The organism is Cellulosimicrobium cellulans (assembly GCF_016907755.1).
Lineage (GTDB): Bacteria > Actinomycetota > Actinomycetes > Actinomycetales > Cellulomonadaceae > Cellulosimicrobium > Cellulosimicrobium cellulans_D.
The window spans coordinates 4286542-4312833 of record NZ_JAFBCN010000001.1 but is presented as its reverse complement, the minus strand read 5'-3'; the positions used below and the strand labels follow the sequence as shown (position 1 = coordinate 4312833).

General features: G+C 75.6%; 21 protein-coding genes. 18 read left to right on the top strand and 3 right to left on the bottom strand.

The genetic code is table 11. The features are described 5' to 3' along the window. Positions 1–122 precede the first annotated feature (122 nt). Together JOE63_RS18615 and JOE63_RS18610 are read left to right on the top strand one after the other, a co-directional pair. Positions 123–3215, top strand: coding sequence for a cell wall-binding repeat-containing protein (locus JOE63_RS18615; protein WP_204542978.1), 3093 nt, complete (start codon positions 123–125; stop codon positions 3213–3215). A 44-nt stretch (positions 3216–3259) separates the two neighbouring features. Beyond that, positions 3260–5230: a cell wall-binding repeat-containing protein gene (locus JOE63_RS18610; RefSeq protein ID WP_167551006.1), complete on the top strand. Its 1971-nt coding sequence runs from the start codon at positions 3260–3262 to the stop codon at positions 5228–5230. 70 nt (positions 5231–5300) lie between these two features. Here JOE63_RS18610 and JOE63_RS18605 read toward each other — a convergent pair whose 3' ends face one another. Continuing rightward, the gene (locus tag JOE63_RS18605) at positions 5301–5804 is read right to left on the bottom strand and encodes an inorganic diphosphatase (protein WP_087469863.1); all 504 of its coding nucleotides are present in this window, start codon (positions 5802–5804) and stop codon (positions 5301–5303) included. A gap of 159 nt (positions 5805–5963) precedes the next feature. Between JOE63_RS18605 and dacB the strand changes: the two genes are divergently transcribed. Further along, on the top strand, positions 5964–7472 hold the full coding sequence (gene dacB / locus JOE63_RS18600; protein WP_307840222.1) for a D-alanyl-D-alanine carboxypeptidase/D-alanyl-D-alanine endopeptidase: 1509 nt from the start codon (positions 5964–5966) through the stop codon (positions 7470–7472). Between the two features lie 10 nt (positions 7473–7482). Here dacB and JOE63_RS18595 read toward each other — a convergent pair whose 3' ends face one another. After that, a complete protein-coding gene (locus JOE63_RS18595) occupies positions 7483–7905 on the bottom strand; it encodes a type II toxin-antitoxin system VapC family toxin (RefSeq protein WP_204542968.1) in 423 nt (140 codons plus the stop codon). Next, a complete protein-coding gene (vapB, locus tag JOE63_RS18590) occupies positions 7902–8135 on the bottom strand; it encodes a type II toxin-antitoxin system VapB family antitoxin (RefSeq protein ID WP_204542967.1) in 234 nt (77 codons plus the stop codon). The genes JOE63_RS18595 and vapB overlap by 4 nt, the downstream gene beginning before the upstream one ends. An 81-nt stretch (positions 8136–8216) precedes the next feature. Between vapB and JOE63_RS18585 the strand changes: the two genes are divergently transcribed. From JOE63_RS18585 to nadC, 15 genes are all read left to right on the top strand, one after another. Further along, positions 8217–9416, top strand: coding sequence for a zinc-dependent metalloprotease (locus JOE63_RS18585; protein WP_307840221.1), 1200 nt, complete (start codon positions 8217–8219; stop codon positions 9414–9416). Between the two features lie 4 nt (positions 9417–9420). After that, a complete protein-coding gene (tilS, locus tag JOE63_RS18580; RefSeq protein ID WP_204542965.1) occupies positions 9421–10569 on the top strand; it encodes a tRNA lysidine(34) synthetase TilS in 1149 nt (382 codons plus the stop codon). A gap of 5 nt (positions 10570–10574) precedes the next feature. Continuing rightward, a complete protein-coding gene (hpt, locus tag JOE63_RS18575) occupies positions 10575–11129 on the top strand; it encodes a hypoxanthine phosphoribosyltransferase (protein WP_047233909.1) in 555 nt (184 codons plus the stop codon). 201 nt (positions 11130–11330) lie between these two features. Beyond that, positions 11331–13436: an ATP-dependent zinc metalloprotease FtsH gene (gene ftsH / locus JOE63_RS18570; RefSeq protein ID WP_204542962.1), complete on the top strand. Its 2106-nt coding sequence runs from the start codon at positions 11331–11333 to the stop codon at positions 13434–13436. Further along, entirely contained in the window at positions 13436–14089 is a 654-nt protein-coding gene (gene folE / locus JOE63_RS18565; RefSeq protein ID WP_239576758.1) for a GTP cyclohydrolase I FolE, read from the top strand. Before ftsH ends, folE begins: the two co-directional genes overlap by 1 nt. 64 nt (positions 14090–14153) lie before the next feature. Beyond that, positions 14154–15038, top strand: coding sequence for a dihydropteroate synthase (gene folP / locus JOE63_RS18560; protein WP_087472530.1), 885 nt, complete (start codon positions 14154–14156; stop codon positions 15036–15038). A gap of 128 nt (positions 15039–15166) precedes the next feature. After that, a complete protein-coding gene (gene folK, locus JOE63_RS21190) occupies positions 15167–17908 on the top strand; it encodes a 2-amino-4-hydroxy-6-hydroxymethyldihydropteridine diphosphokinase (RefSeq protein WP_307840220.1) in 2742 nt (913 codons plus the stop codon). Next, on the top strand, positions 17908–18417 hold the full coding sequence (locus JOE63_RS18545) for a DUF3180 domain-containing protein (RefSeq protein ID WP_204542960.1): 510 nt from the start codon (positions 17908–17910) through the stop codon (positions 18415–18417). The genes folK and JOE63_RS18545 overlap by 1 nt, the downstream gene beginning before the upstream one ends. A gap of 121 nt (positions 18418–18538) precedes the next feature. Next, positions 18539–19057: a PH domain-containing protein gene (locus JOE63_RS18540; protein WP_204542958.1), complete on the top strand. Its 519-nt coding sequence runs from the start codon at positions 18539–18541 to the stop codon at positions 19055–19057. Then, positions 19054–20736, top strand: coding sequence for a PH domain-containing protein (locus JOE63_RS18535; protein ID WP_204542956.1), 1683 nt, complete (start codon positions 19054–19056; stop codon positions 20734–20736). The genes JOE63_RS18540 and JOE63_RS18535 overlap by 4 nt, the downstream gene beginning before the upstream one ends. Continuing rightward, the gene (locus JOE63_RS18530) at positions 20733–21779 is read left to right on the top strand and encodes a Rossmann-like and DUF2520 domain-containing protein (RefSeq protein WP_204542954.1); all 1047 of its coding nucleotides are present in this window, start codon (positions 20733–20735) and stop codon (positions 21777–21779) included. The genes JOE63_RS18535 and JOE63_RS18530 overlap by 4 nt, the downstream gene beginning before the upstream one ends. Further along, complete coding sequence (gene panC / locus JOE63_RS18525) at positions 21776–22804, top strand: pantoate--beta-alanine ligase (RefSeq protein ID WP_204542952.1); 1029 nt, start codon at positions 21776–21778, stop codon at positions 22802–22804. The genes JOE63_RS18530 and panC overlap by 4 nt, the downstream gene beginning before the upstream one ends. Before the next feature lie 53 nt (positions 22805–22857). Beyond that, the gene (gene panD / locus JOE63_RS18520; RefSeq protein ID WP_239578393.1) at positions 22858–23322 is read left to right on the top strand and encodes an aspartate 1-decarboxylase; all 465 of its coding nucleotides are present in this window, start codon (positions 22858–22860) and stop codon (positions 23320–23322) included. A gap of 11 nt (positions 23323–23333) precedes the next feature. After that, positions 23334–25031: an L-aspartate oxidase gene (locus JOE63_RS18515; RefSeq protein ID WP_204542950.1), complete on the top strand. Its 1698-nt coding sequence runs from the start codon at positions 23334–23336 to the stop codon at positions 25029–25031. Positions 25032–25171: 140 nt separating this feature from the next. Beyond that, on the top strand, positions 25172–26128 hold the full coding sequence (gene nadC, locus JOE63_RS18510; protein WP_204543835.1) for a carboxylating nicotinate-nucleotide diphosphorylase: 957 nt from the start codon (positions 25172–25174) through the stop codon (positions 26126–26128). Positions 26129–26292 lie beyond the last annotated feature (164 nt).

Genomic DNA, 26292 nt, shown 5'->3' with positions numbered 1-26292 from the left:
GCCTCGTGAGCGCTGCTGCTCGAGAACCTGACGACAGCGTCGCAACAAAGAGGACTTCCGTACGGAGACGCCGACTGGTCGCAGTCGGACTCGGAGTCGCACTCCTTGTCGCGGGGGTGCCCATGCCCGCGACGGCCGTCGCCGTTCCTGCGCTCGCCGAGGTCCTGGGGGTACCTCAGATCTCTGGCGGGAAGATCGTGGTGACGGGCGACCCGACGAAGCTCGAGCACGGGGAGCTCGACGTTCCACCGCTACCCGAAGGGCTCGACTACGTCGACGTCGATGCCGGAGGCCAGTTCGTCCTGGCGCTGCGCAGCGACGGGCAAGCCGTAGCGTGGGGACGCGACGAAGGCGTGCGGGACATCCCCGCGCTTCCGGAGGGGCTGCGCTACGTCGACGTCGCCGCGGGAGCGAACTGGTCTCTCTTCCTCCGATCGGACGGCAACCTCGTCGGTTCCGGGAAGTACCCTGCGGACGTCGAGATCCCGCCGCTGCCAGCCGGGGTCTGGTACACGCAGATCGACGCGCACGGAGTGGGCTCGGTTGCTCTTCGCAGCGATGGTGCCGTCGTCGCCTGGGGTGCGGCCGCGCGGGTCGACGTCCCGGCGCTTCCCGAGGGTGTTCGCTACGTGGACGCCAAGGCAGGCTACTTCCACAACGTCGCGCTGCGGTCCGACGGACGGGTCGTCGGTTGGGGCAGCGGGGCGTGCGGTGAGCTCGACCTGCCGGTCGCGCCGGTCGATGCGCCCTACGTCGAGCTGGCCGCCGGGTGGGACGCGACGGTCGCACTCCGCGCGGACGGCGAGCTCGTGGTCCGCGCGTGCTCGGATCTCATCTCTGCACCGCCGGCCGGCCCGACCGCTACGTCGTTGGCAGTGGGGCAGGATCGAGCCGTCGCCGTGCTCGAGGATGGCACCCTCGCACAGTGGGGCGCTCTAGCCCCCGCCGAGACGCCATCCGTGCTCCCACCGGCGGACCACTTTTACGTGGCAGCAGCCGTGCCCCCGCTCGACTGGGCGATCCCGTCGTTCATCGCCGGACTCGTCGCACCTCACCTCCCCGCGACGCGTGAGCGCGTCCCCAGCGTCCCTCTCAGTCAGGGCGAGGCAGGTGTCTACGTCTGGGGCGAGCAACCCGGTGGTGAGCTGCCGAGGCCGTTGCCGCCCGGCGTGCGCTACACCGACGTCAGCGTCAGCTCGCGCCAGGTCGTACTCGCTCGGTCGGACGGCGGCGCCACGGGCTACGGGGACGACAAGGCGGGCGGAAGCAGCATCAAACCGTGGCGAGGAGGCCGAGTCACCGAGATATCGGCAGGCGAGACGCACGCCGCCTACGTCACGGAGGCCGCCGGCCACGCCGCGACGACGTATCTCTCCGTCCAGAATGTCCGCGGCAACAACCCTCTGTCGATCGGCGACACCAAGGTCGAGGCCGGAGACGGCGTCTCGCTGCTGCTGTCGAGCGAGGGGGCGACGGACAAGGGAGCCGTATTCGTCCACGGCCCGTCGGCGTCCTCGTGGCTACCGCTCCCGGAGCAGCCGGACCGGGTGCCCACCGTCGACGTGTCGCTCGGCGCCCGGCACGCGCTCCTGGCGCGGGCCGACGGGACGGTGGCCGGGTGGGGAGACCCGGCGGACGGCGCCACTGCTGCGCAAGCGCCGCCGACGGGCCAGAAGTTCGTCCGGGTCGCCGCGGGCGACGGGTTCTCCCTCGCGCTGCTGTCGGACGGGACGATCGTGGGCTGGGGCAGGAACACCTACGGGCAGGCCACGCCCCCCGCGCCACCGTCGGGGGAGCGGTTCGTCGCCGTCGACGCCGGGCGCGACCACGCCGTCGCCCTCGTCTCCGACGGCTCGGTCGTCGCCTGGGGCCGTGACGACTCGGGCCAGGCCTCGCTCGAGGGCGTGCCAGCGGGCACTCCGTTCTCTGCGGTGTCCGCGGGCGGGGACACCACGGCCGCCGTCGTCGGGGAGCGCGCGGACGTCGAGCTGTCGGCTCCCTCGCGCTGGCCGGCGGGCGACGCGATCCCGCTGGCCGCGGACGTGCGCACGGGCGGTGCGGCTGCGGAGGGCGACGTGGCGTTCGTCGTCGACGGCCGGACCGTCGCCGTCGTGCCGCTGCGTGACGGGACCGCCGTCGTGCGAGCCTGGCCGGTGGCGCCCGAGGCGCAGGGACGCTCCGTGCAGGCCGTCTATCTCGGGGCGCCCGGGGTCGCGCCGCTCTCGGTGACAGCCGACGTCGCCGTCGGGGCGCGGTCGACGTCGCCGTCGACCACCGCGTCGAGCTCCTCGGTCGACCGCCTGCAGGGCAAGGATCGCTACGCGACGGCGGTCGCGGCGACGAGCGGGCTCGACCCGGACATCCCCGTGCTGTACCTCGCGTCCGGGGAGACGTTCGCCGACGCCCTCTCCGCCGCGCCGGCTGCCGCGGCGGGCGGCGGCGCGCTCTTGCTGACGCGTCGTGACGGGATCCCCGCCGAGGTCGAGGCGGAGATCCGGAGGCTTGCGCCGCGGCGGATCATGATCGTCGGCGGGACCGGGGCCGTGTCCGAGGCGGTCGAGACTCGGGCGAGGACGCTCGCGCCCGTCGTCTGGCGGTCCTCGGGACGGGACCGGTACCAGACGTCGCTACGGGTTGCCGAGCACGCGTTCGGGACGCAGGTCGGTGGTGTGGTCGTCGCGGACGGGAGGTCGTTCCCCGACGCGCTGGCGGCCGGGGCGGCGGCCGGAGCGGCGGGGGTCCCGGTGATCCTCGTCTCGGGGAACGCGACGACCCTCGACCCCCTGGTCGGGCAGGCGCTCCAGACGCACGGTGTCCGGGGAGTGACCGTCGTCGGCGGCTCGGGTGCCGTGAGCCCGTCGCTGGAGCGAGCCCTCCGCCAGGTTCCCGGAGTCGTCGGGACGGAGCGCCTGGGCGGACCGGATCGCTACTCGACGGCGGTGGCGATCAACGACGCGTACTTCGGCGGCTGGCACGACCAGCGTGTCTGGTCGCCCCCGGCCGCCAATCTCGCGACGGGCTCCGACTTCCCCGACGCCCTCGCCGGCGCGGCGGCGGCCGGTCTCCGGCGCGAGCCGCTGTACGTCGTGCCCTCCGCCTGCGTGCCGGGCAGGACGCTGGACGCCCTCCGCGACACCGAGGTGCCGCTCGTGCGCCTGCTCGGCGGGACGGGCGTGCTGTCGCCCGCCGTGGCCGCGCTGGAGCCGTGCGCGTGAGCGGCCGTCGGTCCGGCCCATGGCGGATGGGTGCGGTGCTCACCGTGACGGCGCTTCTCGTGTCGCTGCTCGCTGCGCCGTCGACGGGCACGACGCCGGTCCCCCCGGCGGTCGCGGCCCAGCAGCCCGCGACCGTCGCGGTCGACCGGCTGGCAGGTGCTGACCGCTACGAGACGGCTCTGCGCGTCTCGCAGCAGCACGCCCCGGGCGTGCCGGTCGTCTACGTGGCGAGCGGCCTGTCGTATGCCGACGCGCTCAGCGCGGCGCCGGCCGCGGCCTACCGAGGCGGCCCGCTGCTGCTGACACCTCCTGGGCAGGCGCCCGGCAGCGTCGTGGAGGAGGTGCGCCGGCTTCGCCCAGGACGGATCGTCATCGTGGGGGGGTACGGCGCCGTGACGCAGCGCGTCCAGCTGCAGCTCGACGGGATCGCGCCGATCGACCGGGTGTCCGGCCGGGATCGCTACGAGACGTCTCGAGCCGTCGTCTTCGACGCCTTCGGGGCGGCGATCTCCGATCCTGGCTACTCCCGCGTCGCGTTCCTCGCGACGGGGCGAGGGTTCGCGGACGCGCTCTCTGCCGCTGCGGTCGCAGGGGCGAACGGCGGGTTCGTGCTCCTCGTGGACGGTGAGGCGCCCCTGACCGACGCCGCAGAGGGCGTGCTCGTCGGCAACCACGTGACCAGGGTCGTCCTGGTGGGGGGCACCGGGGTGCTGAGCCAGGCGATCGAGGACGAGCTCTTGCTGAAGCGCTACGGGGCCGTTGGTAGGGTCGGGGGCAAGAACCGCTACGAGACCTCAGCCCTGCTCGGCACGTGGGGCTTTGCCGAGGCCCCGCGCGCCTTCGTCGCGACCGGCACGGAGTTCGCCGACGCGCTGAGCGGCGCGGTGCACGCCGGGGCCGCCGACGCGCCCCTCCTCGTCACGCCGCCTACGTGCCTGAGCGGTCCGGTCGTCGGGTCCCTACGGACGCTCGGCACGTCACGGCTCACACTGCTCGGCGGGAAGGGCGCGCTCGGGCCTCCCGTCGAGCGCCTCGAGCAGTGCGGGAGCGGGCGAGCGGTCCTCGATCCTCGTGCGGGTGCCGTCCCGTCGCCCCGGATCCCCACGATCGTGGAGCGCTACTCCCTCGGCGACCGCTACTCCGACGCCGTCGCGGTCTCCCGTAGGTACTTCCCCCACGGCGCCCGCGTCGTCCACGTGGTCGGAGAGCGACCGACCGCGGCCGCTCTCAGCGCGCCGGCGGCTGCCTCGGCGTACCCGGGCCCGCTCTTCGCCGTCCCGCGCGACTCCCTCCCCGCGGTCGTCCGGGACGAGATCGTGCGGCTCGGCGCGTCGCACGTCGTCGTCGTGGGCGGGACGGACGAGGTCTCCGACGCCGTGCTGAACGAGCTTCGAGCGCTCGTCTGGGGCGCGCGGCGTGTGTCAGGGCCGGACCCGGAGGCTGCGTCTCTCGCGGTGGCCAGCTCGGTGGGGCTCTCCGATCGGGTGGTCCTCGCGTCGGTCGACGCGCCGGGCGACGCTCTGGTGGCCTCTGCCCTCGCCGGGATCGAGGGCCGAGCCCGCTCTTGGTCGGTCCCGGTGATCCTGGTCGACGGGTCCGCACGGACCGCGCGCGGGGAGCTCGTCGATCGTCTGCGCACGGCCACCACGCGCTCGATCGTCGTCGTCGGCGACGAGGAGGCGATCGGGCAGGCCTTCCTCGACGACCTCACGGCGCGCACCAGTGCCACCGTCGAGCGCCGGATCACAGGTCGGGACGTCCACGAGACCTCGTTGACCGCGGTGGAGCCGCACCTGGGAGACATCATCGGGGTGCCGACCGCGTCGGCGGACGCGCTGCCCGCCCTGACCGCGGGCATGCATCTGGGCGCGAGCGTCGTCGTCCTGCCCTCCGACTGCGTCCCTCGTCGTCTGGCCTCCGCCTACGAGACGCTGGGCGACGGGGGCGTGCTCCGGTTGCACGGCGACGAGTCGCTCCTCGGGCCTGGGGTAGCGGCGCTCCTCCCCTGCCCGTGACCGACGACGACGGCCGCCCACCTCGTGCGAGGTGGGCGGCCGTCGTCGTGCTGGGTCCTGCGACCGGGCGTCAGTGGCCCGGCGTGTGGTACCCGGAGTCGATGGCGCGCTGCAGCGAGCGCTCGATCTCGGCCTCGGCGTCCGTGCGGCCGACCCAGTGGGCGCCCTCGACGGACTTGCCCGGCTCGAGGTCCTTGTAGACCTCGAAGAAGTGCTGGATCTCCAGGCGGTGGAAGTCGGAGACGTCGTCGATGTCCTGGCGCCACGCGGCGCGCTGGTCGCCCGTCGGGACGCACAGGACCTTGTCGTCGCCGCCGGCCTCGTCGCGCATGCGGAACATGCCGAGCGCACGGCAGCGGATCAGGCAGCCGGGGAACGTGGGCTCCTCGAGCAGGACGAGCGCGTCTAGCGGGTCGCCGTCCTCGCCGAGCGTCCCCTCGATGAACCCGTAGTCGTCGGGGTAACGCGTCGAGGTGAAGAGCATGCGGTCGAGGCGGATGCGACCGGTCGCGTGGTCCACCTCGTACTTGTTGCGCTGCCCCTTGGGGATCTCGATCGTGACGTCGAACTCCACTGCTTCCTCCAGTCGTACCGGCACCGCGACGCTCGGGCGGTGGCTGGGTCTGTGGACGACGGACCACGCCGTCGTGCGGGAACTAGTGTGACACGTGCGGTCCGCGCGGGAGGGTTTCCACAGGCCTCACGGTCGCCCGGGCTGAGTGATAATGCGCACGTGCCCGCACCCGACGTCCCGGTGGAGGCGCCGGTGCCCGCCGGTGCCGAGCAGGCGCGCGCGGACGCGGCGGACGGACGGATCCGGGGGAGACGCATGGGCTGGGGCGCGCGGGCGGGCGTGGCCGTCGGTGTCGTGCTCGTCCTCGCGGGCGGGTACGTCGTGGCGGACGCGTACGACGCCGTGCCCGGCGTGCTCACCACCGCGGCGCCGTACCCGGAGCCGAACCCGTTCCCCGACGCGCCGGGCGCCGTCGCGGCGCCCCCGCTCGAGGTCGGGCTGCCGCCCCTCGACGCCGCGGCCCCGGTCCCGGCCACGGCGAGCGTGCAGGACCTCGCGGACGCGCTCGCGGCCGACACGCGGCTCGGCCCGCGCGTCGGCGTCCTCGTGACCGACGCCGCCACGGGCGACGTGCTCGGGGCGAGCGGCGACACCGTGGGTCACGTCCCGGCGTCGACCCTCAAGACCCTCACCGCGGCGGCCGCCCTCACGTCGCCCGGCGCGCACGCGACCCTCCCGACCCGCGCCGTCCTCGAGGGTCAGGAGACCGTGTACCTCGTGGGCGGCGGCGACATGATGCTCGCCGCGGGCGCCGGGGACCCGACGGCGGTCAACGGCCGGGCGGGCCTCGGCGACCTCGCCGCGCAGGTCGCGGGCGAGCTCCGTCTGACGGGCCGCACGACGGTCGCGCTCCGCCTCGACGACACGCTCTTCACGGGCGCCGCCGTCGCGCCCACGGTCGACCCGGCGAGCGTGCGCAACGGCTACGTCGCGCCCGTCGCGGCGCTCGCCGTCGACATCGCGCGGCTCGCGGACGAGGAGTACGCGCCGCGCGCCGAGGACCCGGCGATGGCCGCCGCCGACGCGTTCGTCGCCGCGCTCGCCGAGCAGGGGGTCACGGTGGCGGGCGACGTGGTGCGCGCACCGGCACCCGTCGACGGCCGCACGGTCGGCGCGGTGGAGTCCGCGCCGCTGAGCGAGGTCGTCGCGTACCTGCTGCAGCACTCCGACAACACCATCACGGAGGTCGTGGGCCGCGTCGTCGCGATCGACGCGGGGCTGCCCGGCTCCGGAGCGGGCGCGACGCAGGCCGTCCGGTCGGCCGTCGAAGGGCTCGGGGTGGACCTCACGGGCGCGTCCCTCGCCGACCTCTCGGGCCTCGGCGACGGCTCGGTCGTCACGCCCGCGCAGCTCGACGAGGTCGTCGGCCTGCTCGCGGACCCGGCGCACCCCTCGCTGCGGCCCGGCGCGGTCGGGCTGCCGGTCGCGGGGCTGTCCGGGACGCTCGGCGAGCGCTACCTCGAGAACGCGGGCCGCGGCGTCGTGCGCGCCAAGACCGGCAGCCTCCCGAACGTCACCTCCCTCGCGGGCACGGTCGTCACGGCCGACGACCGCCTCCTCGTGTTCTCCCTCATGGCCGACGCCGTCCCCGTCGGCGGCACGTACGGCGCGCGCCTCATCTTCGACGACTTCGTCGCGTCGCTCGCGGAGTGCGGCTGCACCGCCTGAACGGTGTCGCTCACGGTTCGTCTGATGCTCCCGTGAGCCAGTCCTCGACCTCGAGACCGGGGACGCGGGAGAACTCGCGGACGTTGTTCGTCACCATGACGAGACCGAGCGACCGGGCGTGCCCGGCGAGGAGGGCGTCGTAGGGCCCGATGGGCGTGCCGCGGGCGGCGAGGAGGGCGCGGACGCGTCCGGCGTGCATCGCCGCGAGACCGTCGAAGGGGAGCACGTCCACGAGAGACAGCAGCTCGTCGACGGCCTGACGGTTGCGATGCGGGTCGCTAGACCTCTCGATGCCGTACTCGAGCTCCATCTCGCTCACCGTCGAGACCGCGACGCGCCCCTCCGCCTCCCGCAGCCTGGGGCGCGCCGACGAGCCGTTCCCGCGGAGCAGCGCCACGAGGACGTTGGTGTCCAGGAGGTAGAGCGTGCTCACAGCGCGTCGCGCTCCTCGGCGGTCCCCTGGTCACGGTCGGGGAGGAAGTGAGCGGTGGTGCGGAGACCGTGGTCGAACCACTCGTCCCACCCGGATCCTGCCGGGGTGATCACTCGGGACCTGCCGACGGCCCGGACCTCCACCTCCCGGACGTCGTCGGGCAGCGCGACCGCCTTGGGCAGACGGACCGCCTGCGTCCGGTTGCTGCGGAACACCGTCGTGCGAACCATCAGGCCCCTCCTCCGTGCGTATATCCCAGAAGTATATCCCTGCCCCTCACGCGACTCCCGGTCCCGGGATACGGTGAGACGGTGACACTCGTCGAGCAGGACGGCCGTTCGGGCAGCGACCCGTCACGCGGCGACGCGTCGATCGTCGACTGGTCGGCCGCCGCGCAGATCGCCGGGCGGCTCGCGCGCCCGGGCCCGCAGGCGTCGCGCGACGAGCTCGCCGACCTCGTCGAGGGGCTGCGCACCGCGGCGGAGGCCGCCGTGCCCCACGTGCTCGACGTGACGCGCATGAGTCCCGCCGCGGGCGGTCCGTCGACCGGGCCGACGACCGGACTGGGCACGGTGTACGTGGTGGACCGCGCGCGCTGGGCGCGCGCCAACACCGAGATCATGGCGTCGCTCACCGACGGCGTGGCCGACGCGCTCGTCGGCGAGCGCGGGCGCGTCCCGCAGGCGACGGCGCTCGTCGGGGCCGCCCAGGTCGGGTCCGTCCTCGCGGTCCTCTCCAGCCGCGTCCTGGGGCAGTTCGACCCGTACAGCGGGCTGGGCGGCACCGCGCCTGCGGCCGCGACCGGCGTCGTGCCCGACGGCGGTCCGGCGCCCGCGGCCACCGGCTCGCCCGGGCGGCTCGTGCTGGTGGCGCCGAACGTCCTGCAGGTCGAGCGCGCCCTGGACCTCAAGCCGGCCGACTTCCGCCTCTGGGTCTGCCTGCACGAGCAGACCCACGCGCTCCAGTTCGCCGCCGCGCCGTGGCTCGCGGACCACCTGCGCGCGCGGGCGAGCGCGCTGCTCACCGAGCTCTCCGCGTCGTCGCGCCGGCTCGCCGAGGCGCGGCTGCGCGAGAAGCTCGCCACCGTGGGGCGCGCGGTCCTCCACGCCGTGCGTGGCGAGGACGGGACCTTCGTCGACGGCCTCCTCACGCCCGAGGAGCAGGACCGCCTCGCCGACGTCACGGCCGTCATGGCCCTGCTGGAGGGGCACGCCGACGTGGCGATGGACGCCGTCGGGCCGCGCACCGTGCGCACGGTGCGCAGCATCCGTCGCAAGTTCGAGGCCCGGCGCGACGGCGAGGGGCGCTCCGGGTTCGACGTCGTGCTCCGTCGGGTGCTCGGCATGGACGCCAAGATCGCGCAGTACCGCGACGGCGCGGCGTTCGTGCGCGCGGTCGAGAAGGAGGTCGGGCGCGACGGGTTCAACGCCGTGTGGGCGGCGCCCGAGAACCTGCCGACCGCCCGCGAGATCGCCGACGCGCGCGCCTGGGTGCGCCGCGTCCACGGCTGAGCCGGTGGGCGGGCCGGCACCCGTCGTCGCCGCCGTCCGCCGGGGCGTGCGCGGCGCGCTCGAGGACCTGGACCCCGGGTCCCTCGTGCTCGTGGCGTGCTCGGGTGGCGCCGACTCGACGGCGCTCGCGGCCGCCACGGCGTTCGTCGCGCCCCGGCTCGGGCTGCGCGCGGGCGCCGTCGTCGTGGACCACGGTCTCCAGGCGGGCAGCGCGGGCGTCGCGGCGGACGCCGCGGAGCGCTGCCGCGGGCTGGGGCTCGACCCGGTCGAGGTGCGTCGCGTCGTCGTGCCGGCGTCGGGCGACGGCCCGGAGGCTTCGGCGCGCACGGCCCGGTACGCCGCGCTGGACGCGGTGGCGGTCGAGCACGGTGCGGCCGCGGTGCTCCTGGGGCACACGCTCGACGACCAGGCGGAGACGGTGCTGCTCGGGCTCGCCCGCGGGGCCGGTGCCCGCTCGCTCGCCGGGATGGCGCCCCGTCGCGGCTTCCACCGGCGCCCGTTCCTCGCGCTGCGGCGCGCGGACACCGAGGCCGTGTGCCGGACGCTCGGGCTCGCGTGGTGGGACGACCCCACGAACGGACCGGCGCCGTCGGGTGACGCCCCGGGGCCGCCCGGCGCTGCGGCGCTGCCCCTGCGCTCGCAGGTGCGCGCGCGCGTCGTGCCCGCGCTCGTCGACGTGCTCGGGCCCGGGGCGGTGCCGGCGCTCGCGCGGACCGCGGACCTGCTCCGCGACGACGCCGACCTGCTCGACGCGCTCGCCGCGGACACCCTCGCGACGGCCCTCGTGGAGTCCTCGGACGACGGCGGGCGTGGCCCGGTCGGCGGGCCCGCGGCGTCGGGTGCCGAGAGCGTGGTGCTCGACGCCGAGGTGCTCGCGTCCGTGCACCCGGCCCTGCGCCGTCGTGCCCTGCGGGCCGCGGCGCTGCGCGCGGGCTGCCCCGCGAGCGACCTGTTCGCCGTCCACGTCGACGCGCTCGACGCGCTCGTCACGGCGTGGCGGGGCCAGGGGCCCGTGCACCTGCCCGGCGACCTGAGGGCCGCGCGCGCGTGTGGCAGGCTTTCCCTGGGCCGCGAGACGACGCCCCGGCGAAGCATCCCCCCGCAGGCTCTCAGCACCCTCACCACCCTCACCACCCCCAGACCTCAGGAGTGACCCCCGTGGAAGCATCGGACGTCGCAGGCGACCTCGAGAACATCCTGCTCACCGAGGAGCAGCTCGGAGCGCGGCTCGACGAGATCGCGGCGCAGATCGACCGCGACTACGCGGGCAAGGACCTCCTGCTCGTCGGCGTCCTCAAGGGCGCCGTCATGGTCATGGCGGACCTCGCGCGGCGCCTGCACAGCCATGTCGAGATGGACTGGATGGCCGTCTCGTCGTACGGGTCGGGCACCAAGTCCTCGGGCGTCGTGCGCATCCTCAAGGACCTCGACGCGGACCTCACGGGCCGCAACGTGCTGATCGTCGAGGACATCATCGACTCGGGCCTCACGCTCTCGTGGCTCCTGTCGAACCTGCGCTCGCGCGGGCCGGCGTCGGTCGAGATCGCGGCGATGCTGCGCAAGCCCGACGCCGCGAAGACCGACGTCGACGTCCGGTACGTCGGGTTCGACATCCCGAACGAGTTCGTCGTCGGCTACGGCCTCGACTACGCGGAGAAGTACCGCAACCTGCCGTTCGTCGGGACGCTCGCGCCGCACGTGTACTCGAGCTGAGCGGGAGGCGGGCGCACCCCCGGTCACCGGGGGCGCGAGACCGCCCGCGCCCGGGCGGCGTGCCGCCCACGCCCAGGCGACGTGGGCCACGCCCTGGGCGAACAGAGGCGTGATCCCCAGCAGGCGTCAAGGTCCAGAGTGTAGTTTCGAGCCCGAACACTTGCGCGAGCGGAGGGATCCGGGGCGCACGCCCCGTCGCCGATGAACATCAAGAAGATTCTCAGTGGGCCGATCGTCTGGATCGTCCTGGGCCTCGTGATCCTGTGGATCGCGTTCGCGACGTTGTCGCGCCCGACCGTCCAGCGCATCGACACGTCCCAGGGCCTCGAGCTGCTCTCGGGCGACACGGTCGAGCAGGCCCTCATCGTGGACGGCGACCAGCGCGTACGCCTCACGCTGTCCAAGGACTACGTGGTCGACGAGGGCACGGACACCGAGGAGAACAAGGGCAAGAACGTCGAGTTCTACTACGTCCAGCCCCAGGGCGAGGCCGTGGTCGACGCGGTCGTCCAGGCGGAGCCGAAGGACGGGTACAACTCCGAGGTCGCGCAGCCGTCGTTCTGGTCCTCGCTGCTCGGGCTGCTCATCCCGTTCCTCATCATCGGCGTGCTGTTCTGGTTCCTGCTCTCGCGCATGCAGGGCGGCGGCTCGCGCGTCATGGGCTTCGGCAAGTCGCGCGCCAAGCTCGTCTCCAAGGACACCCCGCAGGTGACGTTCGCCGACGTCGCGGGCGCCGACGAGGCCGTCGAGGAGCTCCACGAGATCAAGGAGTTCCTCGCGGAGCCGGACAAGTTCCAGGCGGTCGGGGCCAAGATCCCCAAGGGCGTGCTGCTCTACGGCCCGCCCGGGACGGGCAAGACGCTGCTCGCGCGCGCCGTCGCCGGGGAGGCCGGCGTGCCGTTCTACTCGATCTCCGGTTCCGACTTCGTCGAGATGTTCGTCGGCGTCGGCGCGAGCCGCGTCCGCGACCTGTTCACCCAGGCCAAGGAGAACTCGCCCGCGATCATCTTCGTCGACGAGATCGACGCCGTCGGCCGCCACCGCGGCGCCGGCATGGGCGGCGGGCACGACGAGCGCGAGCAGACGCTCAACCAGCTCCTCGTCGAGATGGACGGCTTCGACGTCAAGACGAACGTCATCCTCATCGCGGCGACGAACCGCCCCGACATCCTCGACCCGGCGCTCCTGCGTCCGGGCCGCTTCGACCGCCAGGTCGCCGTCGAGGCGCCCGACCTCAAGGGCCGCGAGGCGATCCTGCGCGTGCACGCGCAGGGCAAGCCGATCGTCCCCGAGATCGACCTCTCCGCCGTCGCGCGCCGCACGCCGGGCTTCACGGGGGCCGACCTCGCGAACGTGCTCAACGAGGCCGCGCTCCTCACGGCGCGCAGCGGCGCGCAGCTCATCGACGACCGCGCGCTCGACGAGGCGATCGACCGCGTCGTGGCCGGCCCGCAGAAGCGCACCCGCGTCATGAACGTCAAGGAGCAGAAGATCACGGCGTACCACGAGGGCGGCCACGCCCTCGTCGCCGCGGCGATGCGCTACACGGACCCCGTCACCAAGGTGACGATCCTGCCGCGCGGCCGCGCGCTCGGGTACACGATGGTCATGCCGACCGAGGACAAGTACTCCACGACGCGCAACGAGCTGCTCGACCAGCTCGCGTACGCCATGGGCGGGCGCGTCGCCGAGGAGCTCGTCTTCCACGACCCGACGACGGGCGCCTCGAACGACATCGAGAAGGCCACGGCGATCGCCAAGAAGATGGTCACCGAGTACGGCATGAGCGAGCGCGTCGGCGCGATCAAGCTGGGCACCGGCTCGGGCGAGCCCTTCATGGGTCGCGACATGGGCCACACGCGCGACTACTCCGAGTCCGTCGCGGGCACCGTCGACCACGAGGTGCGCAAGCTCGTCGAGGCCGCGCACGACGAGGCGTGGGAGGTGCTCACGCAGTACCGCGACGTGCTCGACGCGCTCGTCCTCGAGCTCCTGGAGAAGGAGACGCTCAACCAGGCGGAGCTCGCTCGGGTCTTCGAGCCCGTCGTCAAGCGCGACGCGCGCGACGTGTGGCTCTCGAGCGAGCAGCGCTCCGTGTCGCAGCGTGGACCCGTCCTCACGGACGCCGAGAAGGCGGTGCAGAACGGCGCCCCGGTGATCCCGCAGGACGAGGCCGCCGCCGCGAACGACGAGCTGCCGCCCGAGCGCATCGGTGAGGTCCCCGCAGACAGCCCGCTCGACCGGGCGCTCGGTCGCGGCGAGGACGGCCTCGAGGTCAGCGACGTGCGCGAGCCGGGGCAGGGCTGATGGGCAGCCCCGCCGGCACGGACGGAGCTCAGGGCGCGATCACGCGCGCCCGCTCGGCGGAGGACCTGCGCGCCCCCGCGGACGTGCCGCCGTACGACCAGGAGCGTGCCGAGGCCGCCGTCCGCGAGCTGCTGCTCGCGGTGGGGGAGGACCCGGACCGCGAGGGGCTGCGCGAGACGCCGGCCCGCGTGGCGCGCGCCTACCGCGAGATCTTCGCGGGCCTGCGGCAGGAGGCGGCGGACGTCCTCACGACGACCTTCGACCTCGGCCACGAGGAGATGGTGCTCGTCAAGGACATCGAGGTGTACTCGACGTGCGAGCACCACCTGGTGCCGTTCCACGGCGTCGCGCACATCGGCTACATCCCCAACGTCGACGGGCGCATCACCGGCCTGTCGAAGCTCGCGCGCCTCGTCGAGGTCTACGCGCGCCGTCCGCAGGTCCAGGAGCGCCTCACGTCGCAGATCGCCGACGCGCTCGTGGAGCACCTCCAGCCGCGCGGAGCGATCGTCGTCGTCGAGTGCGAGCACCTGTGCATGTCGATGCGCGGCGTGCGCAAGCCGGGGTCGCGCACGGTGACGTCGGCGGTGCGCGGCCAGATGCGCGACGGCGCGACGCGCGCCGAGGCGATGAGCCTCATCCTGGGGCGCTAGTCCCGTGGACCGCTTCGTGGTCGCCGGGCTCGAGGACCTGGCCGACGTCGGCCGGACGCTCGTCATGGGCGTCGTCAACGTCACGCCGGACTCGTTCTCCGACGGCGGCGAGTGGTACGAGCCCGCCGCTGCGGTCGCGCACGGGCGCGAGCTGCTGGGCGAGGGCGCGGACGTCCTCGACGTTGGCGGCGAGTCGACCCGGCCCGGCGCGGGCCGCGTCCCGGTCGAGGCGGAGCTCGCCCGTGTGCTGCCCGTGATCTCCGCGCTCGCCGCGGAGGGCGCGGTCGTCAGCGTCGACACGACGCGCGCCGTGGTCGCCGAGCGGGCGGTCGCGGCGGGCGCCCGGATCGTCAACGACGTCTCGGGCGGGCTCGCGGACCCGGCGATGGCCGACGTCGTCGCGCGCACCGGGGTCGCGTACGTGTGCATGCACTGGCGCGGTCACGCCGACGTCATGGACGACCTCGAGGACTACGACGACGTCGTCACGGACGTGCGCGACGAGCTCGCGGCACGCGTCGAGACGCTCATGGCGGCCGGGGTGCGGCGCGACCAGGTCGTCCTCGACCCGGGCCTCGGGTTCTCGAAGGCCGGGTCGTCCAACTGGCCCCTGCTCGCCCGGCTCGGCGAGCTCGAGGAGCTGGGACTGCCGGTGCTCGTCGGCGCGTCCCGCAAGCGGTTCCTGGGGCACCTCCTCGCGCGGTCCGACGGGCAGCCCGTGCCGCCCCTGCTGCGCGACGACGCGACCGCCGCGATCACGACGCTGGCCGCCGCCGCGGGCGCGTGGTGCGTGCGGGTCCACGCCGTCCGCGCGTCGGCCGACGCCGTGCGGGTCGCCGCCGCCTGGTCCCGTGCCGGAGCGGCGGGGTCGGGCCGGCAGGACGGGAGCGTGGGCACGACCGACCGACCGAGGACCGGAAGCGACTCGACGGCGCGGCCCACGACCTAGCAGGATGGGCGACGGGCCCCGCGGCGCGGCCGGCCCGGCGCAGCACGACACACGCAACGAGACACGGTGCCGAGAGGTCCGTCCGCCCGACCGGCGGGCGGCGACGGAGCACCGGACGGGAGCACGACGTGACCACAGCGTTCGCAGGAGCGGTCCTCGACGCGGACGGACGGCCGTTCGACCGGATCCGGCTCACGGGCCTGAGCGCCACGGGGCACCACGGCGTCTTCGACCACGAGAAGGTGGAGGGCCAGCTCTTCCGCGCCGACGTCGTGCTCCACCTGGACACGCGCGCCGCGGCGAGCGGGGACGACCTGGCCCAGACCGTCAGCTACGCGGGCGTCGCCGAGGACGTCGTGGCCGTGCTCGCGGGCTCGCCCGCCGACCTCGTCGAGACGGTGGCCGAGCGCATCGCCGCGACGATCCTCACCCACGACGAGGTCGTCGCGGTCGACGTCGCCGTGCACAAGCCCCAGGCGCCGATCACCGTCCCGTTCGAGGACGTCGAGGTCGTCATCCGCCGCGACCGCGTCGTCGTGCCGGTCGTCGGGCCGCTCGCCCGGCGGTCCGAGCAGCACGGCCTGCGGGACGCGCCGCCCGTCGCGCCGATCCCCGTGGGCTCGGTCGCCCCGGCGCTCATCCACGGCGTCGGGGACTCCCCGGTCCCCGAGGAGCGCGTGGAGCTGGCCCCCGCGCCCGACGTCATGCCGCCGAGCATCCCCCCGGGCACGACGGCCGTCACCGCCGACGCCCTGCCGCCCGTGGACGAGAACCTGCACGAGCCTGCGTACGAGACCGCGCACGAGGCGGTGGGCGCCGGCCCGCTCCTCGACGACGCGTCCGACGCGACCCGCGAGGCTCCCGTGGTGGCCGAGCCGACCGCGCCGGTCCACGGCGATCCGGTGTCCGCCACGCCCGTCGTGCCCGCCCTCGAGGAGCCGACCTCCGCCGCCCCGCCCGCCGAGGAGCCGAGCCCGGCGCCGTACGACGCGCTGCTCGAGGCAGCGACGCCCGCGGCTCCGGAGGCGCCCGCACCGGAGGCGCCCGCACCGGAGGCGCTGCCGGGCGCGTCCGCCGCACCGGAGCCGACCCCGGCCGAGCCTCTCGCACCCGGGCACCCGGGCGCCGGCCCTGCCGCCGGTGCCGCGGCCGCGCCTCTGGCGGCGCGGGACCCGGAGCCCGGCCCTGCGCCGGAAACGGTGCCGCACGACGAGCCCGTGCCGTTCGCCGGGCCGACCGAGTCGTCCGTCGACGCCCCCGCGCCGGTCACGGCGCCGTCGCACGACGCCGGCGTCCCGGCCGCCCCGTCCGGGGAGCCTGCTGCACGGAGTGCCGAGGACGAGGCGACTCCCACGCCGCCGGCCGAGCACGACCGCATGGACGACGTGCCCGCCGGGTTCGTCGAGGTGGTGCTCGCTCTCGGCGCGAACCTCGGCGACGCCCAGCAGACGCTGCGCGACGCGATCACCGACCTCGACCGGATCTCCGGGCTCGAGATCACCGAGGTCTCGCCCCTCGCGCGGACGGCCGCGGTGGGCGGCCCCGACCAGCCCGACTTCCTCAACACGGTCCTGCTCGCGCGCACGCGTCTCTCGGCCCGCGACCTGCTGCACGCGTGCCAGTCCGTCGAGCACGCGCACGGCCGGGTGCGCGACGAGCGCTGGGGGCCGCGCACGCTCGACGTGGACCTCATCGTGTACGGCACGCTCACGGCCGTCGCCGACGACCTGGAGCTGCCGCACCCGCGCGCCCACGAGCGGGCGTTCGTGCTCGAGCCGTGGTCGCAGATCGACCCGGACGCCGTGCTGCCCGGCCTCGGCGGGGGGCCGGTCGCCGCGCTCGCGGCGACCGCACCCGACCGGGGCGGGATCCGGTGGCTCGCGCTCGACTGGCTGACCGACGCCGCGCCCGAGCCCACGGGCGCGGTCCCGGTCGCGGCCGAGGGCTCCGACGCGGCCCCCGCTCCCGCCCCCGCACCGGCAGAGCACGTGGTCGTCGACGACCCGTACCGGCAGCCGCCGACGGACGCAGCACCCGGGCCGCACGACGCACCGTCGACGTCGGGGCCGACTCCCGTCGGTGCGCAGGTGGTCCGGGACGACGTCCCCGCGCCGGTCGCGCCCCAGCATCCGCCCGTCCCGCAGCAGGCACCGCACCCGACGCTGCCCCAGCGACCCCCGGTCCCGCAGCAGCCGTCGCCCGCGCAGCCGGTCCCGCCCCAGGGCCTCCCGGCCTCCGGCGCGGAGCTCCCCGTCGCCCCGCCCCAGGCGGCGATCCCGCCGCAGGCGGTCGTGACTCCGCAGGCGTCCCCGGCGGAGCCCGGCCTGGCCCGGCCCGTCTTCGCCCCGGTGTCCGAGGGCCCGGCGCCCGCGTCCGAGGGGTCGCCCAGCGTCGTCCCGGACGGCGCGTTCGGGGTGCACGACGGCGCTGGTCTGCCGAGCGTCGCGCCCTTCCCCGGCCCCTCGCACCGCCCGTCGGTGCTGCCCGACCCGGAGCCGCCGGCGCAGGACGTCGTGGAGCCCGCGGAGCACGGCGCCCCGGCGTTCCCCGCCTTCGCACCGGTCCACCCGGCAGAGCGGCCGGTCGCGGCACCGCCGGTCGGCGCCCCGCCCGTCCCCGCGCCGACGGTCGGCAGGCCGCACGCGCAGGCACCCGCCGACCCGGCGACCGCGATCGAGGACGGCATCATCCGGTCGGTGCCGTTCGCCCCGGTGGCGGGGCCGGCGCAGGCAGCGTCCCAGCCCTCGGCCCTCCCGTCCACGCAGGCGTCGGCACCGGGGCCGCTCGCTGACGCCTCGCTGCACCCGACGACCGACCCGTGGCCTCCCTTCGGGCCGGTCTCGGGCGGCGCGCACGACGCCCAGCGCTGATGCGGCGCACCTCGGTCCGCACCCTCCTGCTCGTGGCGGTCGCCACGGCGGTCGTGGGCTGGTTCGTCGTGCGGCTCCTCCAGGGCCGCGGCACGCACCTGCCGGCGGTGCCGTGGCTCGTGGACGTGGCGGTCGTCGCGCTCGCCGCGGCGGTGTTCTGGGCAGGCTGGACCGTCCGCGCCTACCAGCGCGGCAAGCGACCCTCGCTCGACGCGATCCGCGCGGCCCGGACGTTCGTGCTCGCCAAGGCCGCCGCGCTCACGGGCGCCCTGCTCGCGGGCTGGTACGGCGCGCAGGTGCTCGTGGCCCTGCCCGACCTCTCGATCGAGGCGCAGCGGGACCGCGCGGTGGCGGCCGGGGTCGCGGTCGTGTGCGCGGTGCTGCTGGCCGTCGTCGGGCTCGTGGCCGAGCGGTTCTGCCAGCTCCCGCCCGACGACCGCGGCGAGGGTCGCGAGGGTTCGACGACGCGCGAGGACCCGGAGACGCCGGGCGCGAGCACGCCCGCCTGACGCTCCGCTCCGTGGCGTGGCCGCGCACCGCGACCCGGTGGCGCCGGGCAGCGTCCCGCCCCGTGCGTGACGCGCGACACGCGGCCCCGGGCGCACCGGGACGGGATGGGAGAATCGAGGCATGACCGACCCTGCACGGGACCTGGACGCCCGCGGCACCGGCCCCTTCGACCCGCCCGGCATCGAGTGGACGCGCGTCTCGCCGCGGCTGATCACCGCCCGCCTGCTGTCGGTGGGCATCACGCTCGCGGTACCGGCCGTCGCGGCGATCGTGCTGGCGATCCTCTTCCCGCACTGGTGGCAGTGGCTCGTGCTCGGGGTGCTCGTGCTCCTCGGGCTGTGGGCCCTCGTGCTCGTCCCGCGCCAGGTGCGCGCGATCGGGTACGCCGAGCGCGACGACGACCTGCTCATCCGGCACGGGATCATGTTCCGCACCCTCGTCGTCGTGCCCTACGGCCGCATGCAGTACGTCGACGTGCAGGCGGGTCCGCTCGCCCGCAAGCTCGGCATCGCGCAGGTGCAGCTCCACACGGCGTCGGCGTCCACCGACGCGACGATCGACGGTCTCGAGCCCGCCGAGGCGGAGCGCCTGCGCGACCGGCTCGCGTCGCGCGGCGAGGCGAGGCTGGCGGGCCTGTGAGCGAAGCACCGGCCACCGAGGACCTCGTGTGGCACCGGGTGCACCCGGTCACCCCGCTCGTGCGCGGCTGGACGGTCATCGCGGTGCTGCTCGTCGTCGTCGGGCAGCAGACGCTCAACGGGTTGCCCGAGGGTCAGAACCTCCTCGAGGGGAACCGCTGGTGGATGATCCTGCTCGGCATCCTCGCGGTGGGGCTCGTGGGACTGGGGTACTCGGCGCTCGCGTGGCGCATGACGAGCTACGCCGTCGACGACGAGTCGGTCCACCTGCGCACGGGCGTGCTGTTCCGGCAGCAGCGCAAGGCACGGCTGGACCGGTTGCAGGCGGTCGACGTCGTGCAGCCGCTGCTCGCGCGCTTCTTCGGCCTCGCGGAGCTCAAGCTCGAGGTCGCCGGGGGCGCGGACTCGGGCGTGAAGCTCGGCTTCCTCAAGGAGGTGGAGGCCAATCGGCTGCGCAACGACCTCCTGGCGCGCGCCGCCGGGCTGCGGGTCGCGCGGGAGCGCCCGGTCGGCGCCCCGCCGGCGGTCGGGGAGGGGAGCACGGCGGGTGCCGGCGCCACGTCCCCGGCGGCCGACCCGGGCGCCCTGTCGACGGTGCGGCCGATCGGCGGAGCGCCCGCCGGCGACGAGGTGCTGGTCGCCCCCGAGGCGCCCGAGCAGCCGGTCACCGCGGTCGGACCGGGGCGGCTCGTCGCCTCGCTCGTCCGGTCGGGCGCGACGGTCGGCCTCGTCCTCGGTGTCCTGGGGATCGCCGGGGTCGTCATCGGCACGCGCGAGATCGGGGTGCTGTTCAGCGCGCTGCCCGCGGTCCTCGGGTTCGGCGGCTTCCTCTTCTCCCGGTTCTCGGGCGAGTTCGGGTTCCGCTCGGCGATCTCGCCGGACGGCATCCGGCTGCGGCACGGCCTCCTGGAGACCCGCTCGCAGACCATCCCGCCCGGCCGCGTCCAGGCGGTGCGGCTGCGGCAGGGCCCGTTCTGGCGCGGGCCGGACTGGTGGCGCGTCGACGTCAACGTCGCGGGCTACGGGGTGAGCTCCGACGGGTCGGACACGACGAGCGTGCTCCTGCCCGTCGGGACGCGCGACGAGGCGCTCGCGGCGCTGTGGCTCGTGCTGCCCGACCTCGGCACGTCCGACCCGCGCGCCCTCCTCGACGAGGGCCTGTCCGGCCTCGACGCCGGCGAGCACTTCACGGTGACCCCGCGCCGCGCGCGCCTGCTCGACCTCGTGTCCTGGCGGCGCAACGGCTACACCGTGACCGACCGCGCGCTCGTGCTGCGCGGCGGGCGGGTGTTCCGCAGCCTCGTGGTCGTGCCGCACGAGCGGACGCAGTCGCTCGGGCTGGAGCAGGGCCCGCTCCAGCGCCGGTTCGACGTCGCGACGTTCGCGGTGCACTCGACGCCCGGCCCGGTCTCGCCGAAGGTCTGGCACCTCGACGCGGGCGACGCCGCGCGCCTCCTCGACACCCAGGCGGAGCGCGCCCGCGAAGCCCGCGCGCACGCGGGGCCGGAGCTGTGGATGCGCCGCGACGACGTGCCTCTGGCACTCGCCCCCGAGCCCACCCCGGGGTCCGCCGGCGAGCAGCCCGACCCCGTGCCCGCGGCAGATCCCGGGCGTGTGCCCGGCCGCGCGCCGGGTGAGGGACCCGTCGACCGCCGGGCCGAGGACGGGGAGCGATCATGAGCGCGGCGGGCTCGCGGCCCGGGCGCCTCGGCGTGGGCGTCGTCGGTGCGGGCCGCGTCGGCGCGGTGCTGGGCAGCGCGCTGCGCGCCACGGGGCACGCCGTCGTCGGCGCGAGCGGCGTGTCCGACGCGTCGCGCGACCGCATCGAGACGCTCCTGCCCGGCGTGCCGGTCCTGGAGGTCCCGCAGGTCGTGGAGCGCGCGGAGCTCGTGCTCCTCGCCGTGCCCGACGACGCGCTGGGCGACCTGGTCCGCGGCCTCGCCGACGTGGGGGCCTGGCAGCCGGGCCAGATCGTCGTGCACACGTCCGGTCGCTACGGCACCGCCGTGCTCGACCCGGCCCGCGCCGCGGGCGCGATCCCGCTCGCGCTGCACCCCGCCATGACCTTCACGGGCACGTCGCTCGACCTCGCACGGCTCGAGGGCACGACGTTCGCCGTCACCGCGCCGGGGCCGGTCCTGCCGATCGGGCAGGCGCTCGTCGTCGAGCTCGGCGGGGAGCCCGTCGTCGTGGCGGAGGAGTCCCGCGGGCTCTACCACGCGGCCCTCGCGCACGGCGCGAACCACCTCGTCGTGCTCGTGGCGCAGGCCGCGCAGGCGCTCGAGGCCGCGGGCGTCGACCAGCCAGGTCGTGCGCTCGCGCCGCTGCTCGCCGCCGCGCTCGACGGGGCGACCCGCGGCGCCGACGCGGGCGCCGAGTCGGGCACCGGCGCAGGAGCGGGCGCGCTCCTGGGCCTCACCGGGCCCGTGGTGCGCGGCGACGTCGGCACGGTCCGCGAGCACCTCGCGGCCCTCGACGCGCTCGCGGCGACGAGCGACGCGGCCGACGTGCCGCCGTCGTACCGGGCGCTGAGCCGCGCCGCGACCCACCGGGCGCTCGCGGGCGGACGCCTCGACGAGCGGACCGCGCGCGCGGTCCTCGACGCGCTCGACGAGGGCGCCGACGTCGGCCACGAGCGTCCCCGCGCCGAGCGCCCGGGACTCCCTGAGCACATCGCGTCCCACGACGAGCGCGACCAGCACGACGACGAAGGAACGGCATGACCACCACGCCCCGCCCGTCCGCCGCGGACGCCCCCGACGGCCGGACCGACGACGCGCGCGACGCCTCGCGCGTCCTGACGACGCGCGCCGACCTGCGCGCGGCGACCGACGCGTGGACCGTTGCCCACCCGGGGGAGCGCCGCGCCGTCGTCATGACGATGGGCGCGCTGCACGCCGGGCACCTCGAGCTCGTGCGCCGCGCTCGCGCGGAGGTCGGCCCGGGCGGGCAGGTCGTCGTCACGGACTTCGTCAACCCGCTGCAGTTCGGCCCGGGCGAGGACTACGAGCGCTACCCGCGCGACGTCGCGGCGGACGTCGCGCTCCTCGCGGCCGCCGGCGCCGACGTCGCCGTGGACCTCGTGTTCGCGCCCGCCGTCGAGGAGCTGTACCCGGACCTCGGGCCGGCGGCGGGAGGAACCGGGCCGATCGTCCGCGTCACCTCGGGCCGGATCGGCACCGTGCTGGAGGGCGCGTCGCGGCCCGGGCACTTCGACGGCGTCCTCACGGTCGTGCTCAAGCTGCTCCACCTCGTGCGTCCGGACGTCGCCGTGTTCGGCGCCAAGGACGCGCAGCAGCTCCTCGCCGTCCGGCGTCTGGTGGCGGACCTCGACCTGGACGTCGAGATCGTCGGCGTGCCCACGGTGCGGGAGGCGGACGGGCTCGCCCGGTCGTCGCGCAACGCGTACCTGTCGCCCGCCGAGCGGGACCGTGCGCTCGCGCTGAGCCGGGCGCTGCGCGCGGGCTCGGACACCGCCGCCTCCGGGGCGGGCGCCGCCGCGGTGCTCGCCGCCGCCCGGGGAATCCTCGACGGGGCGGACGGCGTTGAGGTCGATTACGTGGCGCTCGTCGATCCCGCTACCGTGGAGGACCTGGCGCCCGGCGCCGTCGGCCCCGGGCTCCTCCTGGTCGCGGCACGCGTGGGCACCACCCGTCTCATCGACAACGCGGCCGTCGAGATCGCGCCGCCCGCGACCCGGGCCGCCGACCCCGCCGGCCGTGCCCCCGCACCTGGAGGTACCGCGTGACCGCGCCGACCCCGCCGAGCCCGCACCGTCGTCCGGCGTCCCTGCAGCGCCCCATGATGATCGGCAAGATCCATCGCGCGACGGTGACGCAGGCCGATCTGCACTACGTCGGATCGATCACCGTGGACGCCGACCTGCTCGACGCCGCGGACCTCTACCCGGGCCAGCAGGTCGACGTCGTGGACGTCACCAACGGCGCACGGCTGACGACGTACGTCATCCCGGGCGAGCGCGGCGCCGGGCAGGTGTGCATCAACGGCGCCGCCGCGCACCTCGTGAAGCCGGGCGACGTCGTCATCCTCATCGCCTACGGCATGCTCGACGACGCCGACGCGCGCACCTACCTGCCGAACGTCGTCTTCGTGGACGAGCAGAACCGGATCGTCGAGCTGTCCGACGAGCCCGGCCTCGTCCCGGCGGGCCACGGCCTCGAGGCGAGCGGCCTGCCGTTCGCCCCGTTCCGCGGCGGGGGCGGAGCGGGTGCCGACGGCGACGCGTCCGTGGTGCGCCCCGCGTGAGCGGACGCGGCGTGTCCCCGGCGCCTGAGCTCGCCCGGACGCTCGCCCGCACCCTGGCCGCCCCGGCACCCGGCTGGACGACGACGGCGGACGTCGTCGTCGTCGGCTCCGGCATCGCGGGCCTCACGGCTGCGCTGGAGCTGCGCACGCGCGTGCCGCGCGTCCTGCTCGTGACCAAGGGCGAGCTGTCGTCGGGCTCGACGGTGTGGGCGCAGGGCGGCATCGCCGCGGCGCTCGACCCCGAGGACTCGCCCGAGGCGCACCTCGCGGACACGCTCGTCGCGGGCGGGGGCGTGTGCGACCCGGCGGCGGTCGAGGTGCTCGTCACCGAGGGCCCGGCGCGCGTGCGCGAGCTCGTGGCGCGCGGCGCGAACTTCGACCGGGCCGAGAACGGCGACATCGCCCTGACGCGCGAGGGCGGCCACCACGCGGACCGCATCGCGCACGCGGGCGGCGACGCGACCGGCGCCGAGATCTCGCGCGCGCTCGTCGCGCAGCTCGACGCGGTCCGTGCCGACCCGGGCATCGAGGTGATCGAGAACGCGCTCGTGCTCGACGTCCTCACGGGACCGGTCCCGGGCCAGGACCCGGGCAGCGCCCCGCGCGCCTGCGGGGTCACGCTCCACGTGCGCGGCGAGGGCACGCGGGACGGCGTCGGCGCGGTGCTCGCGCGCGCGGTCGTGCTCGCGACCGGGGGAGTGGGGCAGGTGTTCCGCTCCTCGACCAACCCGCCGCAGGCCACCGGAGACGGCATCGCCGCGGCGCTGCGCGCGGGCGCGACGCTCGGCGACCTCGAGTTCGTGCAGTTCCACCCCACGGTCCTGTGGCTCGGGCTCGGCGCCCGTGGCCAGCTCCCGCTCATCTCCGAGGCGGTGCGCGGCGAGGGCGCCATCCTGCTCGACACCGACGGCCACCGCTTCATGCCCGCGCAGCACCCCATGGCCGAGCTCGCGCCGCGCGACGTCGTCGCCCACGCGATCGTGCGGCAGATGGCCGCCACGGGCTCGGACCACGTGCTGCTCGACGCGCGCCACCTCGGCGCCGACTTCCTGCGCTCGCGCTTCCCCACGATCACGGAGCGCCTCGCGGAGAACGGCCTCGACTGGACCGAGGAGCCGGTCCCGGTGGCGCCCGCCCAGCACTACCACTCGGGCGGGGTCGTGACGGACCTGCACGGGAGGTCCACGCTCGACGGTCTCTACGCGATCGGCGAGGTCGCGTGCACGGGCGTGCACGGCGCCAACCGCCTCGCGTCCAACTCGCTGCTCGAGGGGCTCGTGTTCGCGCACCGCGCGGCGCGTCAGATCACCGAGCGCGTCGCGGCGGGCGAGCTCGAGCAGGTCGAGCCCGTCGGGCGCCCCGGGCCGTCGGCGCTCGTGGCGGCCGCGGCGCGCTCGCGCATCCAGTCGATCGCCTCGGCGGGTCCCGGGGTGATCCGCGACGGCGACGGTCTCGCCGCCGCCGCGGCTCGGCTCGCCGCGGTCCGCACGGACGCGCACGAGGCGAGCGACGTCGTCGCGCAGCCGCAGGCGGCCGAGTGGGAGACCACGAACGTCCACCAGGTCGCGACCGCCCTCACCGCGGCGGCGGCGCTGCGCACGGAGAGCCGCGGCGGCCACTTCCGCACCGACTTCCCGGACACGGACCCGGCATGGGAGCGCCGCGTCCTCGTCTCCCTCGACGCTGACGGGACGCTGCGCGTCCGCTGACCGGTCCGCCGCCGAACACGACGTTGCGGTCGTTATCCGCCGGATAACGACCGCAACCTCGTTCTCGACGGCGCGCAGGGTCGTGCTCGGCGTCGCGCGGGGCCGACTACCGTGGGGGCGTGAGCAGCCCCGCCGAGCCCGTGCCCGCCCCTCCGTCCGACGGCGGAGCGCCGCCCGTCCCGTCACGTGTCGAGCCGGGGCTCGACCCCGCGTGGATCGCCGAGACCGTCTCGCGGGCGCTCGACGAGGACCTGGGCGTCGCGCCAGGGCGCGACGTCACGACGCAGGCGACCGTGCCGCCGTCGGCCACCGGGACCGCGCACCTCGTGGCCCGCGCGGACGGGGTCGTGGCGGGGCTCGTCGTCGTCGAGGAGGTGACGCGGCAGGTCGCGGAGCGGTTCGGCCTCCCGCGCGTCGAGGTGACGTTCGTCGCGTCCGACGGCGAGGCCGTGGGTCGCGGACGCGTCCTCGCCGCGCTCACGGGGCCGGTCCAGGTCCTCCTCACGGCCGAGCGCACGCTGCTCAACCTCGCGAGCCGCGCCTCCGGCGTCGCGACGGCGACGCGCGCGTGGGCGCGCGAGCTCGCCGGCACGGGCGCGCAGGTGCTGGACACCCGCAAGACGACGCCCGGCCTGCGCGCGCTCGAGAAGTACGCCGTGCGCGCCGGGGGCGGGACGAACAAGCGCATGGGGCTCTACGACGTCGCGATGGTCAAGGACAACCACGTGGTGGCCGCCGGGTCGGTGAGCGCCGCGATCGACGCGATCCGCCGCACGTTCCCGGACGTGCTCGTCCAGGTCGAGGCGGACACGACCGCGCAGGCGCTCGAGGCCGTCTCGGCGGGCGCGGACTTCCTGCTGCTCGACAACATGCCGACCCCGGTCCTCGCCGAGACGGTCGCGGCCGTCCGGGCGCGCGAGGGGAGGGACGGCGTGCCGGCGAAGGTCGAGCTCGAGGCGACGGGCAACCTCACGCTGGACCGCGCGCGCGAGGTCGCGGGCACGGGCGTCGACTACCTCTCGGTCGGCGCGCTCACCCACTCGGCCCCGATCCTCGACCTCGCCCTCGACCTCCTGCCCACCCTCCCGCCGAGGTAGAGCCCTGGTAGCGCGAGGTAGAGCCCTGGTCATGACCGCGCCTCGACCTCGCGGCACCACGCCTCTACCTCGACGACGTGCGGGCGTCGGTAGAATCCTCGGGTGACCTCCCCCGCCGGAACCCCCTCTCCTGACGCGCGCGAGCCCGAGGAGCACGTCGACGA

Excerpts from the sequence above, each read along its gene's own strand:
- JOE63_RS18540 (WP_204542958.1), top strand. The coding sequence starts at position 18,539 with ATGACCGACCCTGCACGGGACCTGGACGCCCGCGGCACCGGCCCCTTC.
- panC (WP_204542952.1), top strand. The coding sequence starts at position 21,776 with ATGACCACCACGCCCCGCCCGTCCGCCGCGGACGCCCCCGACGGCCGG.
- JOE63_RS18530 (WP_204542954.1), top strand. The coding sequence starts at position 20,733 with ATGAGCGCGGCGGGCTCGCGGCCCGGGCGCCTCGGCGTGGGCGTCGTC.
- JOE63_RS18545 (WP_204542960.1), top strand. The coding sequence starts at position 17,908 with ATGCGGCGCACCTCGGTCCGCACCCTCCTGCTCGTGGCGGTCGCCACG.
- folP (WP_087472530.1), top strand. The coding sequence starts at position 14,154 with ATGGGCGTCGTCAACGTCACGCCGGACTCGTTCTCCGACGGCGGCGAG.
- panD (WP_239578393.1), top strand. The coding sequence starts at position 22,858 with ATGATGATCGGCAAGATCCATCGCGCGACGGTGACGCAGGCCGATCTG.
- vapB (WP_204542967.1), bottom strand. The coding sequence starts at position 8,135 with ATGGTTCGCACGACGGTGTTCCGCAGCAACCGGACGCAGGCGGTCCGT.
- ftsH (WP_204542962.1), top strand. The coding sequence starts at position 11,331 with ATGAACATCAAGAAGATTCTCAGTGGGCCGATCGTCTGGATCGTCCTG.
- folE (WP_239576758.1), top strand. The coding sequence starts at position 13,436 with ATGGGCAGCCCCGCCGGCACGGACGGAGCTCAGGGCGCGATCACGCGC.
- JOE63_RS18615 (WP_204542978.1), top strand. The coding sequence starts at position 123 with ATGCCCGCGACGGCCGTCGCCGTTCCTGCGCTCGCCGAGGTCCTGGGG.